15 protein-coding genes and 2 pseudogenes are annotated in these 14,902 nt (G+C 70.8%); 11 read left to right on the forward strand and 6 right to left on the reverse strand.

Annotated elements, in window-relative coordinates; genetic code table 11:
* The first annotated feature begins 78 nt into the window (after positions 1–78).
* Together xylA and ACZ6KY_RS18835 are read left to right on the forward strand one after the other, a co-directional pair.
* On the forward strand, positions 79–1,245 hold the full coding sequence (gene xylA, locus ACZ6KY_RS18830) for a xylose isomerase (protein WP_469311390.1): 1,167 nt from the start codon (positions 79–81) through the stop codon (positions 1,243–1,245).
* 515 nt (positions 1,246–1,760) lie between these two features.
* Positions 1,761–2,324 carry a hypothetical protein gene (locus ACZ6KY_RS18835; protein WP_469311391.1) on the forward strand — a complete coding sequence of 188 codons (564 nt, stop codon included), beginning with the start codon at positions 1,761–1,763 and terminating at the stop codon, positions 2,322–2,324.
* Positions 2,325–2,390: 66 nt separating this feature from the next.
* Here the strand turns inward: ACZ6KY_RS18835 and ACZ6KY_RS18840 are convergent, their stop codons facing one another.
* Positions 2,391–3,734 (reverse strand): esterase-like activity of phytase family protein, encoded by a 1,344-nt coding sequence (locus ACZ6KY_RS18840; RefSeq protein WP_469311392.1) that lies wholly within the window; start codon positions 3,732–3,734, stop codon positions 2,391–2,393.
* A gap of 432 nt (positions 3,735–4,166) precedes the next feature.
* Here ACZ6KY_RS18840 and ACZ6KY_RS18845 point away from each other — a divergent pair, with 432 nt between their 5' ends.
* The gene (locus tag ACZ6KY_RS18845) at positions 4,167–4,349 is read left to right on the forward strand and encodes a hypothetical protein (RefSeq protein WP_469311393.1); all 183 of its coding nucleotides are present in this window, start codon (positions 4,167–4,169) and stop codon (positions 4,347–4,349) included.
* A gap of 119 nt (positions 4,350–4,468) precedes the next feature.
* On the opposite strand, the gene ACZ6KY_RS18850 is transcribed toward ACZ6KY_RS18845, so the two are convergent.
* From ACZ6KY_RS18850 to ACZ6KY_RS18860, 3 genes and pseudogenes are all read right to left on the reverse strand, one after another.
* Entirely contained in the window at positions 4,469–5,317 is an 849-nt protein-coding gene (locus ACZ6KY_RS18850; protein ID WP_469311394.1) for a hypothetical protein, read from the reverse strand.
* A gap of 134 nt (positions 5,318–5,451) precedes the next feature.
* A complete protein-coding gene (locus ACZ6KY_RS18855) occupies positions 5,452–5,739 on the reverse strand; it encodes a hypothetical protein (RefSeq protein ID WP_469311483.1) in 288 nt (95 codons plus the stop codon).
* A 138-nt stretch (positions 5,740–5,877) separates the two neighbouring features.
* Positions 5,878–6,318, reverse strand: a pseudogene (locus tag ACZ6KY_RS18860) (PadR family transcriptional regulator); the annotation flags it as partial.
* On the opposite strand from ACZ6KY_RS18860, the pseudogene ACZ6KY_RS18865 reads away from it, so the two are divergent.
* Positions 6,312–6,401, forward strand: a pseudogene (locus ACZ6KY_RS18865) (alpha/beta fold hydrolase); the annotation flags it as partial. The pseudogenes ACZ6KY_RS18860 and ACZ6KY_RS18865 overlap by 7 nt on opposite strands.
* Positions 6,402–6,428: 27 nt before the next feature.
* On the opposite strand, the gene ACZ6KY_RS18870 reads toward ACZ6KY_RS18865, so the two are convergent.
* Positions 6,429–7,037, reverse strand: a complete 609-nt coding sequence (locus tag ACZ6KY_RS18870; RefSeq protein WP_469311395.1) for a class I SAM-dependent methyltransferase — start codon at positions 7,035–7,037, stop codon at positions 6,429–6,431.
* Positions 7,038–7,180: 143 nt separating this feature from the next.
* Here ACZ6KY_RS18870 and ACZ6KY_RS18875 point away from each other — a divergent pair, with 143 nt between their 5' ends.
* The 7 genes from ACZ6KY_RS18875 (at position 7,181) to ACZ6KY_RS18905 (ending at position 14,037) form a co-directional block, all read left to right on the forward strand.
* The gene (locus ACZ6KY_RS18875) at positions 7,181–7,954 is read left to right on the forward strand and encodes an MHYT domain-containing protein (protein WP_469311396.1); all 774 of its coding nucleotides are present in this window, start codon (positions 7,181–7,183) and stop codon (positions 7,952–7,954) included.
* Positions 7,955–8,017: 63 nt separating this feature from the next.
* The gene (locus ACZ6KY_RS18880; protein ID WP_469311397.1) at positions 8,018–10,606 is read left to right on the forward strand and encodes a sensor histidine kinase; all 2,589 of its coding nucleotides are present in this window, start codon (positions 8,018–8,020) and stop codon (positions 10,604–10,606) included.
* The gene (locus ACZ6KY_RS18885; RefSeq protein ID WP_469311398.1) at positions 10,603–11,040 is read left to right on the forward strand and encodes a roadblock/LC7 domain-containing protein; all 438 of its coding nucleotides are present in this window, start codon (positions 10,603–10,605) and stop codon (positions 11,038–11,040) included. Before ACZ6KY_RS18880 ends, ACZ6KY_RS18885 begins: the two co-directional genes overlap by 4 nt.
* Positions 11,041–11,059: 19 nt before the next feature.
* Positions 11,060–11,473, forward strand: a complete 414-nt coding sequence (locus ACZ6KY_RS18890; protein ID WP_469311399.1) for a DUF742 domain-containing protein — start codon at positions 11,060–11,062, stop codon at positions 11,471–11,473.
* 200 nt (positions 11,474–11,673) lie between these two features.
* Positions 11,674–12,279 carry a GTP-binding protein gene (locus ACZ6KY_RS18895; RefSeq protein WP_469311400.1) on the forward strand — a complete coding sequence of 202 codons (606 nt, stop codon included), beginning with the start codon at positions 11,674–11,676 and terminating at the stop codon, positions 12,277–12,279.
* 203 nt (positions 12,280–12,482) lie between these two features.
* Complete coding sequence (locus ACZ6KY_RS18900) at positions 12,483–12,896, forward strand: roadblock/LC7 domain-containing protein (protein ID WP_469311401.1); 414 nt, start codon at positions 12,483–12,485, stop codon at positions 12,894–12,896.
* 127 nt (positions 12,897–13,023) lie between these two features.
* Complete coding sequence (locus tag ACZ6KY_RS18905; RefSeq protein WP_469311402.1) at positions 13,024–14,037, forward strand: DUF6397 family protein; 1,014 nt, start codon at positions 13,024–13,026, stop codon at positions 14,035–14,037.
* On the opposite strand, the gene ACZ6KY_RS18910 is transcribed toward ACZ6KY_RS18905, so the two are convergent.
* Positions 14,024–14,890: an acyl-CoA thioesterase gene (locus tag ACZ6KY_RS18910; RefSeq protein ID WP_469311403.1), complete on the reverse strand. Its 867-nt coding sequence runs from the start codon at positions 14,888–14,890 to the stop codon at positions 14,024–14,026. The genes ACZ6KY_RS18905 and ACZ6KY_RS18910 overlap by 14 nt on opposite strands.
* Positions 14,891–14,902: the final 12 nt, after the last annotated feature.

The following is a 14,902-nucleotide window of genomic DNA, read 5'->3' on the forward strand; positions in this document are numbered from 1 at the left end:
CTCTTCCCAGAGTCGCGTCCGCATACTAATTTGTAAACCGCCATGACGAAATCGTCGGAGCTAGCAAGGAGCCGCGAAATGAACTACCAGCCCACCCCCGAAGACAGGTTCACCTTCGGCCTGTGGACCGTCGGCTGGCAGGGAAGGGACCCGTTCGGCGACGCCACCCGGCCCGCTCTGGACCCGGTCGAGACCGTGCAGCGTCTGGCCGAGCTCGGCGCCTACGGCGTGACCTTCCACGACGACGACCTGATCCCCTTCGGGTCCTCGGACAGCGAGCGCGAGTCGCACATCAAGCGCTTCAGGCAGACCCTGGACGCCACGGGCCTCAAGGTGCCGATGGCCACCACCAACCTGTTCACGCACCCCGTGTTCAAGGACGGCGCGTTCACCTCGAACGACCGCGACGTACGCCGCTACGCGCTGCGCAAGACCATCCGCAACGTCGACCTGGCGGTCGAGCTCGGTGCCGAGACGTACGTCGCCTGGGGCGGCCGTGAGGGCGCGGAGTCCGGGGCCGCCAAGGACGTACGCGTCGCCCTCGACCGCATGAAGGAGGCTTTCGACCTCCTCGGCGAGTACGTGGTCTCGCAGGGTTACGACCTGAAGTTCGCGATCGAGCCCAAGCCGAACGAGCCCCGCGGCGACATCCTGCTCCCCACCGTCGGCCACGCCCTCGCGTTCATCGAGCGCCTGGAGCGCCCGGAGATGTACGGCGTCAACCCGGAGGTCGGTCACGAGCAGATGGCCGGCCTGAACTTCACGCACGGCATCGCGCAGGCCCTGTGGGCGGGCAAGCTCTTCCACATCGACCTCAACGGCCAGTCCGGCATCAAGTACGACCAGGACCTGCGGTTCGGCGCGGGCGATCTGCGGTCCGCGTTCTGGCTGGTCGACCTCCTGGAGAGCGCCGGTTACGCGGGCCCGAAGCACTTCGACTTCAAGCCGCCGCGGACCGAGGACTTCGACGGGGTCTGGGCGTCGGCGGAGGCCTGCATGCGCAACTACCTGATCCTGCGCGAGCGTGCGGCGGCGTTCCGGGCCGATCCCGACGTCCAGGCGGCGCTGCGCGCCTCGCGTCTGGACGAGTTGGCGCAGCCCACCGCGGCGGACGGTCTGTCGGCGCTGCTCGCCGACCGTGCCGCCTTCGAGGACTTCGATGTCGAGGCCGCGGCCGCGCGCGGGATGGCCTTCGAGCAGCTGGACCAGCTGGCGATGGACCATCTCCTGGGCGCGCGAGGCTGATCGGGGCGCACCCAAGGGCACGGACCCGCCTCAGGCGGGTCCGGTCCGCCCTCCGCGGCTGCTGATCCGCGCGTGGAATTTCCCGGAATCATGCGATCCATGGCATGAGTCCGTATCAACTTCCCCACAGGGGTCGCGCGATGAACCGGTTCGAGGCGACTCTTGGCGGTATGGCCATGCCGCCCGAACCGCCTCAGCCTCCACGGTCGCAGGGAGATACACACCCTCCTGGGGGTGATGTCCAGGGCCCGCGTTCCGGGAGCTACGGCCCGCCTGCCTCCGGCGGTTACGGTCCTCCGTCCTCCGGCGGCTACGGCCCGCCTGCCTCTGGGGATTACGGAACGCCGTCACAAGGCGGCGATTGGCCTCCCGGGCAGAGCGGCGGGGGTTGGCCGCCGCCACCACCTCCGCCACCCGGACCGCCGGACGGGCCCGGCGGCCACCGTGGAGGGCGGCGCCGCAACACCCTGCTCCTCGTCATCGCCGCGATCGTCGGCGTCGGCGTCATCGTCGCCGTGGCCGTGGCGGCCACGGGCGGTGGCGGGAAGGGCAAGAAGTCCCCCACCGAGAGCAGTGGGCGGTCGCCCAGCCCCTCGCTGAGCATCCCGTCCGAACTGCCGTCGCTGCCCTCGGGCCTGCCCAGTGTCGTGCCGTCGCTGCCCTCGGACCTGCCAACAGGGCTGGTGCCCAGCGACCTGCAATCGTTGTTCCCGTCCCTCGCGGACGACGAGTTGCCCTACTACATGCTCCGGAAGGGCGATTGTTTCGACACGGACGACAGTCTGCCCGGACAGGCCGCCAAGCGCCGGTGCACCCAACCGCACGACGCCGAGGTCGTGAAGGTCTCCGAACTCAACGGCACCTACACGACCGACTCCGCGCTCAAGAAGGCCGCGTCCGCGCTGTGCAAGGCTCCTCTGGAGCGAAAGGCGGCCGCCCAGGCCGCCGGTACGGTGCGCGACACCGTCGTGCAGTACCCGGACACCGGTGGCTACAAGACGGGGTTCGACAAGGTCGCGTGCAGCCTGTCCGCGGGCGTCGGCAAGGGCACCCACAAGCTCACCGGGCCGCTGAAGTGAGCGGCACGCGTGCGTGGCCGCTGTCCGTCGTCCACGCACGCGTGCCGGGCTCATGGGGTTCCGGGATCAGATCCCGCGCGGCAGCCGCACATAGGTGACGGTCGTCTCGATACCGCTGTCCACCAGCCGGCCCTGCGTGTCGAAGGCGCCCGACCCGTCGGTCATCCCGAAGTCGTTGTCGTTGATGAGGGCGAGAGTGCCGTGGTCAACGCGTGCGACGCCCTCGATCTTGCCAGGCACCCCCGCGACGGTGCCCAGGTCGACGACGAGACGCTTGTCCAGCACCGGAACGCCGGACGACGCCGGGTCGTCCAGCTGCTCCAGCGAGGGCGACGTGGTGTCGCTGTCCCAGGGGCCGCCGAGGATGTTCGCGTCGCGCGTGAGCCGTACCGACTGCAGACGGGCCGCCTTGTCGGTGCGCTCCTCGACGAGCAGCCGGTCGCGGCCGACAGCCACCACGGAGGAGATCTTCAGCTCGGACGTGTCGTCCTCGCTCGGGTCGACGACGTTCACCGGGTCGAAGCGGTACGCGTATTCGGCGGTCACCGCGCGCTTCTTGGGCGAGAAACGCAGCAGCCGCGTGTTGCGCGACACGTCCCCAGCGTCCCCGTCCGGCAGGGAGAGCGGGCTCTGCAAGGCCATCACCAGGTCACCGTCGGGGAGTTGGGCGAGTCCTTCGAGGCCACGGTTGATCTTGCGGTGGAGCAGGACGGCGGGCAGCGCCTCGACGACCGGGTAGTCCGTGCCGGTCAGGTTGAGACCCTTGGGCACGTAGCGCGTGAGCACCTTCCCGCGCGCGGAGACATGGACCAGTGACGGGCTGTACTCGTCGATGAGCCAGAACGAACCGTCCTTCGCCCGCACGATGCCCTCGGTGTCCAAGCCGTTCGGGTTGTACGCGAGCGGGGCCTGCGCGTCGTAGGAGTACGGAGCCTCGTCGCGTCCCGCCTGGTTGGACAGGCCGGTGACCGGCTTCTCCGACGAGGTGGTGATCGGGATCGCGTCGATCACCTCCACGGCGTCACCGCGCACCCGGATCTTCACGATCGCCGGGTCGAAGCCCGGTACCGGGAACGTCCGGCGCTTCTTGCCGTCCACCTTGATCTGGCCGTTGGGCCCCCGGTCGGTGATCGTCCAGAACTCGCCCTTGCGACCGGTCGGGTAGATGTCGCTGCCGATGCCGCCGAGGTCGACACCGCGGTCGTTGTCCACCGTGCCGGGCAGCAGCGCGTTGCTGAACGCGCCGAGGGGGAGGTTGCCGAGCGTCGCGGTGTGCGTCACCCGCGGCTGCGCGGGTCCGGACGTCGCGCTCGCGCTGCCGCCCACCAAGCAGGCGGCCAGCACGGCGATCGGCACGCCCAGGGTGACGGACCGGTGGATGTGGCGCCGGCCGACGGCATGCGGGGACATCAGGCCTCCAGAGTCACAAGTTCGTTGCCAGCGGCCAGAGTTGGCCCTGGCGTCGAACGGATCGCGACCTGAAGGTGAACGCAGCGCGTCAAGCAATCATCGGGTCTCCTTCGGTCGTGGCGAGGGCGGTCGACGGGGTCCTCGCCGCCGGCCTCGCACGGGTCTCAGGCCTCCGCATGCGCCGCGCTCATCTGCGCCGGCGTTCAACCCCTGGTGCGCGTGCGCTGTCTGGAGTTGGGTATTCCCTGTGCGGAGACCGGGCTCGTCGATTGCTCCCGGCGGCCCTGTGCCCTGCGCTTGAGGCCGGGGACCCTCTCAGGGTCGAGTAGGGGGCACGGGTCAGGGACGTATCAGGGTCGCGGTCCGGAACCGTGGGACGCGGGGACCCGTTCTCAGGACAGAGAGCGGCAGCAGCCGCGGAGGAGGCGACACATGTCGAAGAACGCGAAGATCGCCGCAGGAGGTGTGGCGGTCGGCCTGATTCTGTTGATCTGGCTGCCCTGGTGGGCCGCCTTCCTGATCGTGCTGGGAGTTCCGGCGGCCGCGTATCTGGCGCTGGACCCCTCGCAGCGGCGCAGGCTGCGCCGTGCCACCCGCAAGGAGATCGGCCGCTGAGGAGCGACCGTCCAACCGTTCGGCCCCTCTCGGCTCGCCGCGGCCGGTGAGCGCAGGAGAGACCGACACAGGGGACTGACCAAGGGCCGCGTCACCGGGATTCCGTGTGACGCGGTCACTCAGCTGGGGCGGACCGCCATCTTGTCCAGGGCCTCCAGGAGCCCGGGCAGTTCCGGTCCGCGACCGACGGGCAGGACCTCGCCGGGTTCCTCGTCGAGCAGGACGAACGCGATGTCATCGGTCCTGGCGACGAAAGACCACCCGGGGCCGTCGGCGCGCAGGGTGCGAGCGTCGCCCGTGGCGAAGGACGAGCGGACACGGCCCAACGGGGGCGGTGTGTCCACGTACGAGCGCGCCTCGGCGAGAACGCGGCGGACGCCGACGCGGTTACCACCCTCGCCGTCCTTGTCCGGAGAGTTCTCGGTGTCGTCCGAGGCCTGCCCCGCACCGTCCGAGGGGGCGAACTCGCTGTCGTCGATCTGCTCGCGCCACATCGCCCACTGGAGCGCGATCTCGTCCGCGCCGAGGCGTCGCTGGGCCGGTCCCCAGGTCGAGGTGTCCGGAGGGCTGAGCGGTGGCCGGTCCGTGAGCTCGGTCGACGGATCGTGCGGAGCGGGCACCCCGGGGGCCGAGACGGCTACCTCGAGGGGCCAGCCGGGCAGTGCGGCGACAACCGTCCGCTCGTCCGGAGACAGCTCGTGCTCCATCCCGCAGTCCCAGGACGCGATGGCGACGGCGACCAGGGAGACGTCGTCGATGACGACGGTCCAGCGCGCGCCCTCACTGTCCTGGCCGAGCACCAGCCCGTACCCCTCCGCGAGGGGTGCGAGGTCGAGCGTCGCACAGGCCTCCGGGTAGTCGTCGCCGAGAACGCTGGGGAACTTCGCCGGTGTCAGCAGCACCGCCGTCAGCACATACAGCGCGTCGTCGTCCCCGGTGGCGACGGCGTCTTCGTCCGTCCCGGCCATTCCAGCCTCCCGATCGCTCCATCTGTCGGCGCACCCTAAGCGACCGGAAGGCGCTTGTCACGGGCCCGAAACGCATGCGGAGCTGCAGCTATCCGGCTGGACAGGGGCGAAACGCCCTCCCGGGCCCGTCCAGGTCAGGCCGCGGGCAGTCCGAGCAGCGTGCGGGCGACCGCTTGGGGCGACTCGTCGCGTTCGCGGGCGAGAGCGACAACGGCCCGGCAGGCAAGCTCGTTCACCCCGAAGGACAGCGCCTCAGGCGACACCCAGGTGGCCGCCTCGTCGATCTGCTCCTGGTTGTCCTCCGCACACGCGGACACGTACACAGCAGCCGCCTCGAAGAGGTTGTATGTGCGCTTTCTCTCCTTCGGTGTCGTCTTCTGCGGGTGCCCCTCGGGCCGTTCGGCCGTCTTCCCGCGCCCCATCGTGCGGAGCCTGCCGAATATGCCGGACATCAGGTCACCATCCCCCTGCGCTCGCTGATCGTGCGGTTGCTGCTACTCAACGTAGAGATGGAGTCGCGGCGACAGAAGAGGGACGGTCCGGTGAAGGTCTGCCCCGTCTCAGCGGCCGACCGCGTCGAGGGTGTCGAGAGTGGTCCGCAGCCAGGTCGGTTCGGCCTGGCTGGTGGCCCGCGCGATGGTGAGGATGCCGCGCCGGAAGGGGTCGTCCAGCTCCTCGGCGCGCAGCGGCCGGTCGCCTTCGTGGAAGAAGCTCGCGGGTTCCTCCAGGAAGGCCAGCCTGCGCCGCAGTACGGCGGCCTGCGCCTCGGGGTCCCGCAGGCGTCCGAGGAAGGCGAGCACCGTGAACCAGCGGTTCTCGTCCGTGATGTCCCGCCGTGCCGCGTTGGCCAGTCTGCGGCGCAGCTCGCGGCCGCCTTGCTCGGTGAGAGTCAGGACGTGACGCGGGGCGGCCACCGAGCCCGGCTGTGTGGCCCGTTCCAGCAGGTGCGCGTTCTCCAGCCGCTCGATCGCGGGATACAGCGTGCTCCCCGCCGGTGCGCGTCGTGACCGTGCCGGGTGCCGGACACAACATCATGTTCGACAACCCCGACGCGTTCGCGGCGGCCGTCGCCGGCACGGCCTGACGACCGATCACCGGATCCAGCCGGCGGTCATCCCCGGCGTAGGGCCAGCGCGAGGAATCGGGAGTCCTCGTCCACGTACGAGGTCATGTCCCAGCCCGAACAGGCCAGCAGGGGGCCCAGGCTGGCCTCGGCGCGCAGGTCGTCCGGAGTGATCCGCCGTCCCTGGCGGGCGGCGAGCGCCGCTCGGCCGATGGGGTGGAAGAGGGCCAGGGTGCCGCCGGGCCGCACCACCCGGGCCAACTCCCGCAGATTCTCACCCGGGTTCGGCAGGTGCGCGACGAGTCCGGCCGCGAACACCGCGTCCAGGGATTCCGTACGCAGCGGCAGCCCGGTGACATCGGCCAGCAGCAGCTGCCCCTCGCGGTCCCGTCCGGCCCGAACCGCGGCCTCCAGCATGGCCGACGTCAGATCGGCTCCGACGACCACGCCGGCGCCGCCCACGGCCGTCCGCAACGGAGGCAGGGCGCGCCCGGTGCCGCAGCCCGCGTCGAGTACGCGGTCACCCGCGCGCAACCGCATGCACGCCACCGCGGCCTCGTACGCGGGCCCGTCGTCGGGGAACCGGCTGTCCCAGTCGGCGGCGCGCGCGCCGAAGAACTCCTGGACGTGCGTGTGGTCGTCGCTCATGTGTCGCATGATCTCTCACCGACACGAAGGATGACGCGGCGCACACGTTCGAGCCCGACGCGATCGCTCAGGTGCACCTCTTCGTCACTTTGCAACAGCTTTCGAAATGCGCCCCAGTCGTGCGCCCCAGCGCGCACTAGCGTCCCTGGGTCATGGGACACCTGGACCACGCCGCCTTCGGCTGGCTGACCCCCGTACTGTCGTACGCGATGGCCTGCACAGGCTCCGCACTGGGGCTGCGCTGCACGGTCCGCGCGCTCGACGCCACCGGACGGTCGCGCCGCAACTGGCTCTTCGCCGCGGCCTCCGCGATCGGCACCGGCATCTGGACGATGCACTTCGTGGCGATGCTCGGCTTCGGCGTCACCGGCACGCAGATCCGCTACAACGTGCCTCTGACCATCTTCAGCCTGCTGGTGGCCGTGGCCGTCGTCGGCGCGGGCCTCTTCGCCGTCGGCTACGGCCGCGACCGGCACCGCGCACTCGTCCTCGGCGGGCTCACCACCGGGTTCGGCGTCGCGAGCATGCACTACCTGGGAATGGCGGCGCTGCGGCTGCACGGCCAGGTGCGCTACGACCCGGCACTCGTCGGGCTCTCCGTCGTGATCGGTGTGATCGCGGCGACCGTTGCCCTGTGGGCCGCGATCTCCATCAGGTCCCCCGTGGCGGTGGCCGTCGCCTCCCTCGTCATGGGCGGCGCGGTGAGCAGCATGCACTACACCGGAATGATGGCGGTGAGCGTACGCGTGAGCCCATCCGGCGGCACACTGCCCGGGGCCACGGCGATGCAGTTCATCTTCCCTCTCGCCGTCGGGCTCGGGTCCTACCTCTTCTTGACGGCGGCCTTCGTCGCCCTGTCCCCGATGTCCGGCCGAACCGAAGCGTCCGCGTCGGCCCAGCGGCCGGTCCAGGGCGTCGCCCGCTGACGGCCCGTCCCGGGGCCGCGCGGCCCGGACGGCACGCCCCGAACCTCTCCGATCGAGGAGGCCATGCGTACACCCCGTAGGACCACCAGAGCCGGCGCCCAGCCACCGCCCCCGGTGCGTGGCCGGCGCGCGCACGCGGGCCCGCCGGCCGACGAGGGCGCGGACCTCGGTGAGCCCGCCGCCGGGCCTTCGCCGGAACAACTCGCTCGCGTGATGCGGTGGCACATCCGGCCCCGCACCGTCCGGGCCAAGATCGTCAGCCTGCTGATGGTGCCGATCGTCTCCCTGCTCGCGCTGTGGGCCTACGCCACGGTGAGCACGGCGCAGGACGTCGCGCGGCTGCGTCAGCAGCAACGCGTGGACTCGACGGTCCGCGCCCCCGTCGACGCCGCGGTCGCCGCGCTCCAGGCCGAACGGGCGGAAGCGGTCCGCTACGCGACCGACCCCGCCACGGTGCCGCCGAGCGACTTCAAGGACCTCGCACGGCTCACCGACCGCGCCGTCGCGAAACTCCGCCTGGGGGACCACGACACCGTCGCCGACGGCGCCGACCTGCCTTCCGGAGCCGCCGGGCGGCTCACCGCTTTCGTCGCCGAGGCGTCGCGGCTGCGGTCGCTGCGCACCGCCGTGCTGGACCGCCGTACCGGATGGGACGAGGCGTACAGCGAGTACACCAGGACCATTTCGACGGCATTCGGTGTCGACGGAGCACTCACCGGCATCTCCGGCGCGGGCCCGCGCTCCGACGCGCGCGTCCTCCTCGAATTCTCCCGGGCGGGGGAGGCGCTCGCCCAGGAGGACGCCGTACTCGGCGGGGCCAGGATCGCCGGGACCCTCGACGGCGAGCGGCTACGGCTGTTCACCGGGGCCGTCGATACCCGCCGCACCCTGACGGAGGCCGCCGCGCCTGATCTCGGCGGGCCCGAACGAGCCGCCTGGAACGACCTCGCGGAGGGGAGCGCGTACGACGACGTGCGCGCCGTCGAGGACAAGGCGCTCGTCTCTCGCCCCGGCGCCAAGGCCCTCGACGCCGCGCCGGAGACCGTCTGGAACATCGCTCATGAGCGCGTGAGCGACGGGATGCGCACGGTCGAGGCCGACGCGGGCCGTGGTGTCGCGGACGGGACCGACCCGCTCGGGCACGCCCTGCTCAGCCCCGCCGGTGCCGCGGTTCTCTTCGGGCTCGCCGCCGTCATCGCCTCGCTGATCATCTCCGTACGCATCGGACGCGACCTCGTCGTCGAGCTCGTCGGCCTGCGCGACAGCGCCCTGGACGTCGCCCGCCGAAAGCTCCCGGCGGCCATGCGCAGGCTGCGCGCGGGTGAGGCGGTCGACGTGGACGACGAGGCCCCGCCGGGACGGCCCTCGGAGGACGAGACCGGACAGGTCGCCCAGGCGCTCAACACCGTGCACCGGGCCGCCCTGCGCGCCGCGGTCGAGCGAGCGGAGCTGGCAGGTGGCATCTCCGGGGTCTTCGTCAATCTCGCCCGGCGCAGCCAGGTACTCGTGCACCGCCAGCTGAATCTCCTGGACGCCATGGAGCGCAGGTCCGAGGACCCGGACGAGCTGAGCGACCTGTTCCGGCTCGACCACCTCACCACGCGGATGCGGCGCCACGCGGAGAGCCTGATCATCCTTTCCGGAGCCGCGCCCGGGCGGGCCTGGCGAAGGCCCGTCTCGCTGACGAACGTGGTCCGGGCGGCGGTCTCGGAAGTCGAGGACTACGCGCGCGTGGAGGTACGGCAACTCCCCGAGGCGGCCGTGGCCGGGGGAGCGGTCGCCGACCTCACCCATCTTCTGGCGGAAGTCGTCGAGAACGCGGCCCAGTTCTCGCCCCCGCACACCAGAGTGCGGATCACCGGTGAACCGGTCGGAAACGGCTACGTGATCGAGGTCGAGGACCGGGGCCTGGGCATGGGCAAGGAGAGGATCGCCGAGGCCAACCGGCGTATCGAGCAGTCCGAGGCGCTCGACCTGTTCGACAGCGACCGACTCGGCCTCTTCGTGGTCAGCAGGCTCTCGGCCCGGCACGGCATCAGGGTGCACCTGCAGACCTCGCCCTACGGGGGCACCACCGCGGTCGTCCTGCTGCCCAAGGCACTGCTGCACGACGGCCCGGCGGAACGTTCCCTCCACAAGGCCGACAGGGACAGGCCGTTGGAAAGGCAGTACGCGCGCGTGTCGGTCGCTCCCGAACACGACGCCGTCCAGTCCGCCACCGAGCGGCCCGCTCTGGTCTCTCCGAGGCCGACTGCCTCCGAAGCCCCGGCGAACGGTTCACAGGAGACCTCGCCTCCGCCGAAGGGTGCGAAGGAGACCGCGCGTCCGGCGAACGGCTCCCGGGAGACCGCGCCTTCGGGAGTCGCCGCGATCCGTCCGCACCGTCCCCCGGACGACTCCGCGGGCTCCGACGAACTTCCACGCCGTGTCCGCCAGGCGAACCTCGCCCCCCAACTGCGCGGACAGCGTTCCGATGAGCCGGCGGAGCCCCCCGCGTCCACAGCGGACGAAGAGCGCACACCCGAACTCGTACGGGCGCGTATGGCCGCGTACCGGGCCGGCTGGGTACGCGGCGGCGGCCGGTCACCCGGCGTCGGCGCCACCCCCGGCCCCGAAGCGGGCAGCGACAGCAGCGAAGGAGACCCCGCATGATCCAGGACCCGAGCACGGGAGGCGCCCAGCGGTCCGGTGAACTCGACTGGCTGCTGGACGACATGGTGCTTCGTGTGACCGAAGTACGACACGCCGTGGTGCTGTCGAACGACGGACTGGCGGTGGGCGCGTCCACCGCCCTGCGGCGCGAGGACGCGGAACACCTCGCGGCCGTCGCCTCCGGATTCCACAGCCTGGCCAAGGGAGCGGGCCGCCACTTCGGCGCGGGCGGGGTACGCCAGACCATGGTGGAGATGGACGAGGGCTTCCTGTTCGTGGCCGCGGCGGGGGACGGTTCGTGCCTCGCCGTCCTGACCGCGGTCACCGCCGACATCGGCCTCGTGGCGTACGAGATGGCGCTCCTGGTCAAGCGCGTCGGCGAGCATCTCCACGCCCCGCCGCGCGTCGCCGCACAGCCGCCCGCGGCAGGATGACCGAGGACGGCCTGTGCGGATGACCGAGGACACACCGGGCGCCCCGCCACAGCCGGGCAGCCAGTGGTACGACCAGGAGGCGGGACCACTCGTCCGCCCCTACGCGATGACGGGCGGCCGCACCAAAGCCGGTCCGACCGGAATGTACTTCGATCTGATCGCCCTGGTCACGCTCGACAGGGCCGCGCCAGGAGCCGACGCGGACACCTCACTCGGTCCGGAGCACCGGACACTGATCGAACTGTGCCGTACCGAGCCCCAGTCGGTCGCCGAACTGGCCGCGGGCGCCGATCTTCCCGTGGGCGTGGTCAGGGTGCTCGTGGGTGACCTCGTGGAACGAAGCTGCGTCACCGTCAGCCGTCCGGTGCCGCCCGCACAACTGCCTGACGAGCGAATCCTCCGCGAGGTGATCGAGGGACTGAGGGCCCTCTAGCTGATCCACATCGGTCGGCGCCGCGGCCACTCGCGTTCACTCCCGGGCACCGAACGGGCGTGTTCCGGCCGCAAGGGGCAATGTGCGGTCCAACACCATTCGTCGGAACCGCAGTTGTCATGATGCTGACTTCCGACTTCGCGCACCCGTACGGACGCACCGATGCCGACGCTTGTCGGCACTCCCGAGAGAAGTGATCGATGGTCTCCGAGAACTCCGATGCCTCGGGTGGCGACTCGACCGCCCTGGCGTTGAAGATATTGGTCGCCGGTGGGTTCGGCGTGGGAAAGACCACCTTGGTGGGCGCGGTCAGCGAGATCCGACCGCTGCGCACCGAGGAACTGCTGAGCGAGGCAGGTCGGTCGGTGGACGACACCGACGGAGTGGGTCAGAAGGTCACCACGACCGTGGCCATGGACTTCGGACGCATCACCATCAGGTCCGGCCTCTCGCTCTATCTGTTCGGAACCCCCGGCCAGGACCGCTTCTGGTTCCTTTGGGACGAGCTGTCGACAGGCGCTCTGGGTGCTGTCGTCCTCGCGGACACCCGCAGACTCGAGGACTGCTTCCCCGCGGTGGACTACTTCGAGCACCGCCGCATCCCGTTCGTGGTGGCCGTCAACTGTTTCGCGGACGCCCGCGCGTACGGGGCCCAGGACGTTTCCCGCGCCCTCGACCTCGACCGGGGTACGCCGGTCGTTCTCTGCGACGCCCGTGACCGCGACTCCGGGAAGGAGGTGCTGATCCGGCTCGTCGAATACGCCGGGAGGGTACACACCGCCCGGCTGCTCGACTCCGTCGGCTGAGGGCGCTCATCGACACCTGTTCAGGCACGGTCCCGCCCCGGCAGCATGGCACGGCTCCCTGCGGCGGCGCCGCCGCCCGCGCCCGCTCGTCGGCCATCTTCTCTGCCATGCCGCCCGTCCGCCTTGCCCGGACGGCTGCTGTGGTGAAGGCTTGTTGGTCGAATCCTCCGGCCAGGGGGAACGACACACGGGGAGACCGGATCATGGAGCAGAACACGGGACTTGGCTGGTTGCTGGACGACCTCACCCAACGCGTCCCGCACGTTCGGCACGCGCTGGTGCTGTCCAACGACGGGCTGGTGACGGGCGCGAGCACAGGACTTCGACGCGAGGACGCCGAACACCTCGCCGCGGTGTCATCGGGACTGCACAGCCTGGCCAAGGGCTCCGGCCGGCATTTCGGTGCCGGACAAGTTCGGCAGACGATGGTCGAGTTCGACGACGCGGTGCTCTTCGTCACCGCGGCCGGCGCGGGCAGTTGTCTGTCCGTCCTCAGCGGTGCGGAGGCGGACATCGGCCAGGTCGCCTACGAGATGACCTTGCTGGTGAACCGCGTCGGCGAACACCTGCGCGTGGATGCGCGACAGCCGGAAGGCAAGCCCGCTTCAGAACTCTGACCTGGCGGTATGTCGTCGCGGCCGGAGTTATCCACAGGCTTGCCACGATGTCCGACGAGCCGGATACGGTTTTTCCCGAGGCGAGCGCACACCGGCGCGAGCCTCCGACACCACAGGGGAGACCGTCATGCCCGGCAGCGCCATCACCCAGTCCGCCACCTCATCACTCAGCCGAGCCGCACGGGAACTGGAGCTCAGGCGAGGCGAGTTCGACCTCGCTCTGCACCTCGGCTGTGTGCGCTCGGTTCCTGACGAGGGAGGCGGGGGACGCCGGGTCGCCCGCGCCGAGATCGACCGGGTGCGCGCCGAAGCCGGCTTCCCGGAATCGCTGCGCGAGCGGGTGAAGGCCGTCGGCACCACGGAGGGCGCCGCTCTCATGGACGTCACGAGCACCCGGTTCACCCGCCTCGCGCGCCTGGGACTGGTGGTGCCGGTGAAATTTTACTTGAATCGCTACCGGGTAGTCGTCTGGCTCTACCTCGCCGACGAACTGCGGCAGTTCGCCGCCGACCAGCAGAACGCGCCGCTGATGAGGGGTCGGACGCCGGAAGGTCTCCGCGATCAGCTGGGCGAAGGCATGGACCTCCGTCCTCGCAACTGGCGTGGCCGTCACATGGGGTTCCTGCTGAGGCAGACCGAGGATCCCTGGGCCCGCGCCGCGGTGGTGGCGTCCCTGCTCGACCCCGTCCAGGTGGCCGGGACCGTCAAGGACCCGTACGAACGCGCCCATCTCAACCGCCTCCGGCCCGCGCCTGTCTCACAAGCCGCCCCGGACTCGCCCGGAGCCCGGATCGCCGAGCGCATCACGACGGCGGACGACCCCGACGAGATCAGCTGGCTCAGGGCCGACCTGGGGCAGAGCGTGTCCGAAGCCAGGGAAACTCGCCCGGCGCCCCGTCCGACCTTGGCGGCCTCGTCCGGCACAGCCCCGAGGCCGGCCGCCACATCGTCGGCGGGCCGATCGGCGGGGGCACCACGGTCAGCGGCCCCGCCGTCACCGATCGGTGCTCCGCGCGCCCCGCGAGAACGGCACGCCGCCGTGGACGACCAGCTCATGCCGCCGGAGTCCTCGCGTTCACGGCGGCTGCTCGGATGGCTGCGCCGCAGGAACCCGGACGCGCGTCCGCCTACAGCGCCCTGAAAAGGCCCTCCTGCACGACCGAGACGAGCAGGCGTCCCTTCAGGTCGTAGATGCGCCCGCGGGCCAGACCGCGGCCACCCGTCGCGATCGGCGACTCCTGGTCGTACAGGAACCACTCGTCCGCGCGGAACGGCCGGTGGAACCACATGGCGTGGTCCAGCGACGCCATGTCGAAACCGCGCTGACCCCACAGCGGTTCCACCGGAATGCGGACAGCGTCAAGCAGAGTCATGTCGCTCGCGTAGGTGAGAGCACATGTGTGCACGAGCGGGTCGTCGCCCAGCGGTCCGACGGCGCGCATCCACACCGCGCTGCGCGGTTCGGCGTCCTTGGTCTCCTCGGGCGTCCAGCGCAGCCGGTCCACATAGCGGATGTCGAAAGGCTGGCGTCGCGCCATCCGCTCCAGCGCTTCGGGAAGAACACCCAGATGGTCCTCGATCTCCTGCGTCAACGTCGGCAGGGACTCGGGGTCCGGCACCTCACGCGCCGGCGGCAGCTGGTGCTCGAAGCTCCCTTCCTCAGGCTTGTGAAAGGAGGCGGTCAGATTGAAGATCGTGCGGCCCTGCTGCACAGCGGTGACGCGGCGGGTGGTGAACGACCGTCCGTCCCGCACCCGTTCGACCTGGTACACGATCGGGACGCCCGGGCGGCCCGGACGCAGGAAGTACGCGTGCAGCGAGTGCACCGGCCGGTCGCGCTCGGTGGTGCGGCCGGCGGCGACCAGTGCCTGGCCCGCCACCTGGCCGCCGAAGACCCGCTGCAGGGACTCCTGCGGGCTGCGGCCCCGGAAGATGTTGACCTCGATCCGCTCCAGGTCGAGCAGGTCGACGAGCCTCTCGGCCGGGTTCGTCATCGGTGGGATTCT

The organism is Streptomyces sp. NPDC042002 (assembly GCF_055588305.1).

Bases quoted from the DNA above. Each gene is read 5' to 3' on its own strand.
- ACZ6KY_RS18850 (WP_469311394.1), bottom strand. From the start codon at position 5,317: ATGGCCGGGACGGACGAAGACGCCGTCGCCACCGGGGACGACGACGCG.
- xylA (WP_469311390.1), top strand. From the start codon at position 79: ATGAACTACCAGCCCACCCCCGAAGACAGGTTCACCTTCGGCCTGTGG.
- ACZ6KY_RS18900 (WP_469311401.1), top strand. From the start codon at position 12,483: ATGGAGCAGAACACGGGACTTGGCTGGTTGCTGGACGACCTCACCCAA.
- ACZ6KY_RS18880 (WP_469311397.1), top strand. From the start codon at position 8,018: ATGCGTACACCCCGTAGGACCACCAGAGCCGGCGCCCAGCCACCGCCC.
- ACZ6KY_RS18855 (WP_469311483.1), bottom strand. From the start codon at position 5,739: ATGGGGCGCGGGAAGACGGCCGAACGGCCCGAGGGGCACCCGCAGAAG.
- ACZ6KY_RS18890 (WP_469311399.1), top strand. From the start codon at position 11,060: ATGACCGAGGACACACCGGGCGCCCCGCCACAGCCGGGCAGCCAGTGG.
- ACZ6KY_RS18870 (WP_469311395.1), bottom strand. From the start codon at position 7,037: ATGCGACACATGAGCGACGACCACACGCACGTCCAGGAGTTCTTCGGC.
- ACZ6KY_RS18910 (WP_469311403.1), bottom strand. From the start codon at position 14,890: ATGACGAACCCGGCCGAGAGGCTCGTCGACCTGCTCGACCTGGAGCGG.
- ACZ6KY_RS18845 (WP_469311393.1), top strand. From the start codon at position 4,167: ATGTCGAAGAACGCGAAGATCGCCGCAGGAGGTGTGGCGGTCGGCCTG.
- ACZ6KY_RS18840 (WP_469311392.1), bottom strand. From the start codon at position 3,734: ATGTCCCCGCATGCCGTCGGCCGGCGCCACATCCACCGGTCCGTCACC.
- ACZ6KY_RS18905 (WP_469311402.1), top strand. From the start codon at position 13,024: ATGCCCGGCAGCGCCATCACCCAGTCCGCCACCTCATCACTCAGCCGA.
- ACZ6KY_RS18895 (WP_469311400.1), top strand. From the start codon at position 11,674: ATGGTCTCCGAGAACTCCGATGCCTCGGGTGGCGACTCGACCGCCCTG.
- ACZ6KY_RS18875 (WP_469311396.1), top strand. From the start codon at position 7,181: ATGGGACACCTGGACCACGCCGCCTTCGGCTGGCTGACCCCCGTACTG.
- ACZ6KY_RS18885 (WP_469311398.1), top strand. From the start codon at position 10,603: ATGATCCAGGACCCGAGCACGGGAGGCGCCCAGCGGTCCGGTGAACTC.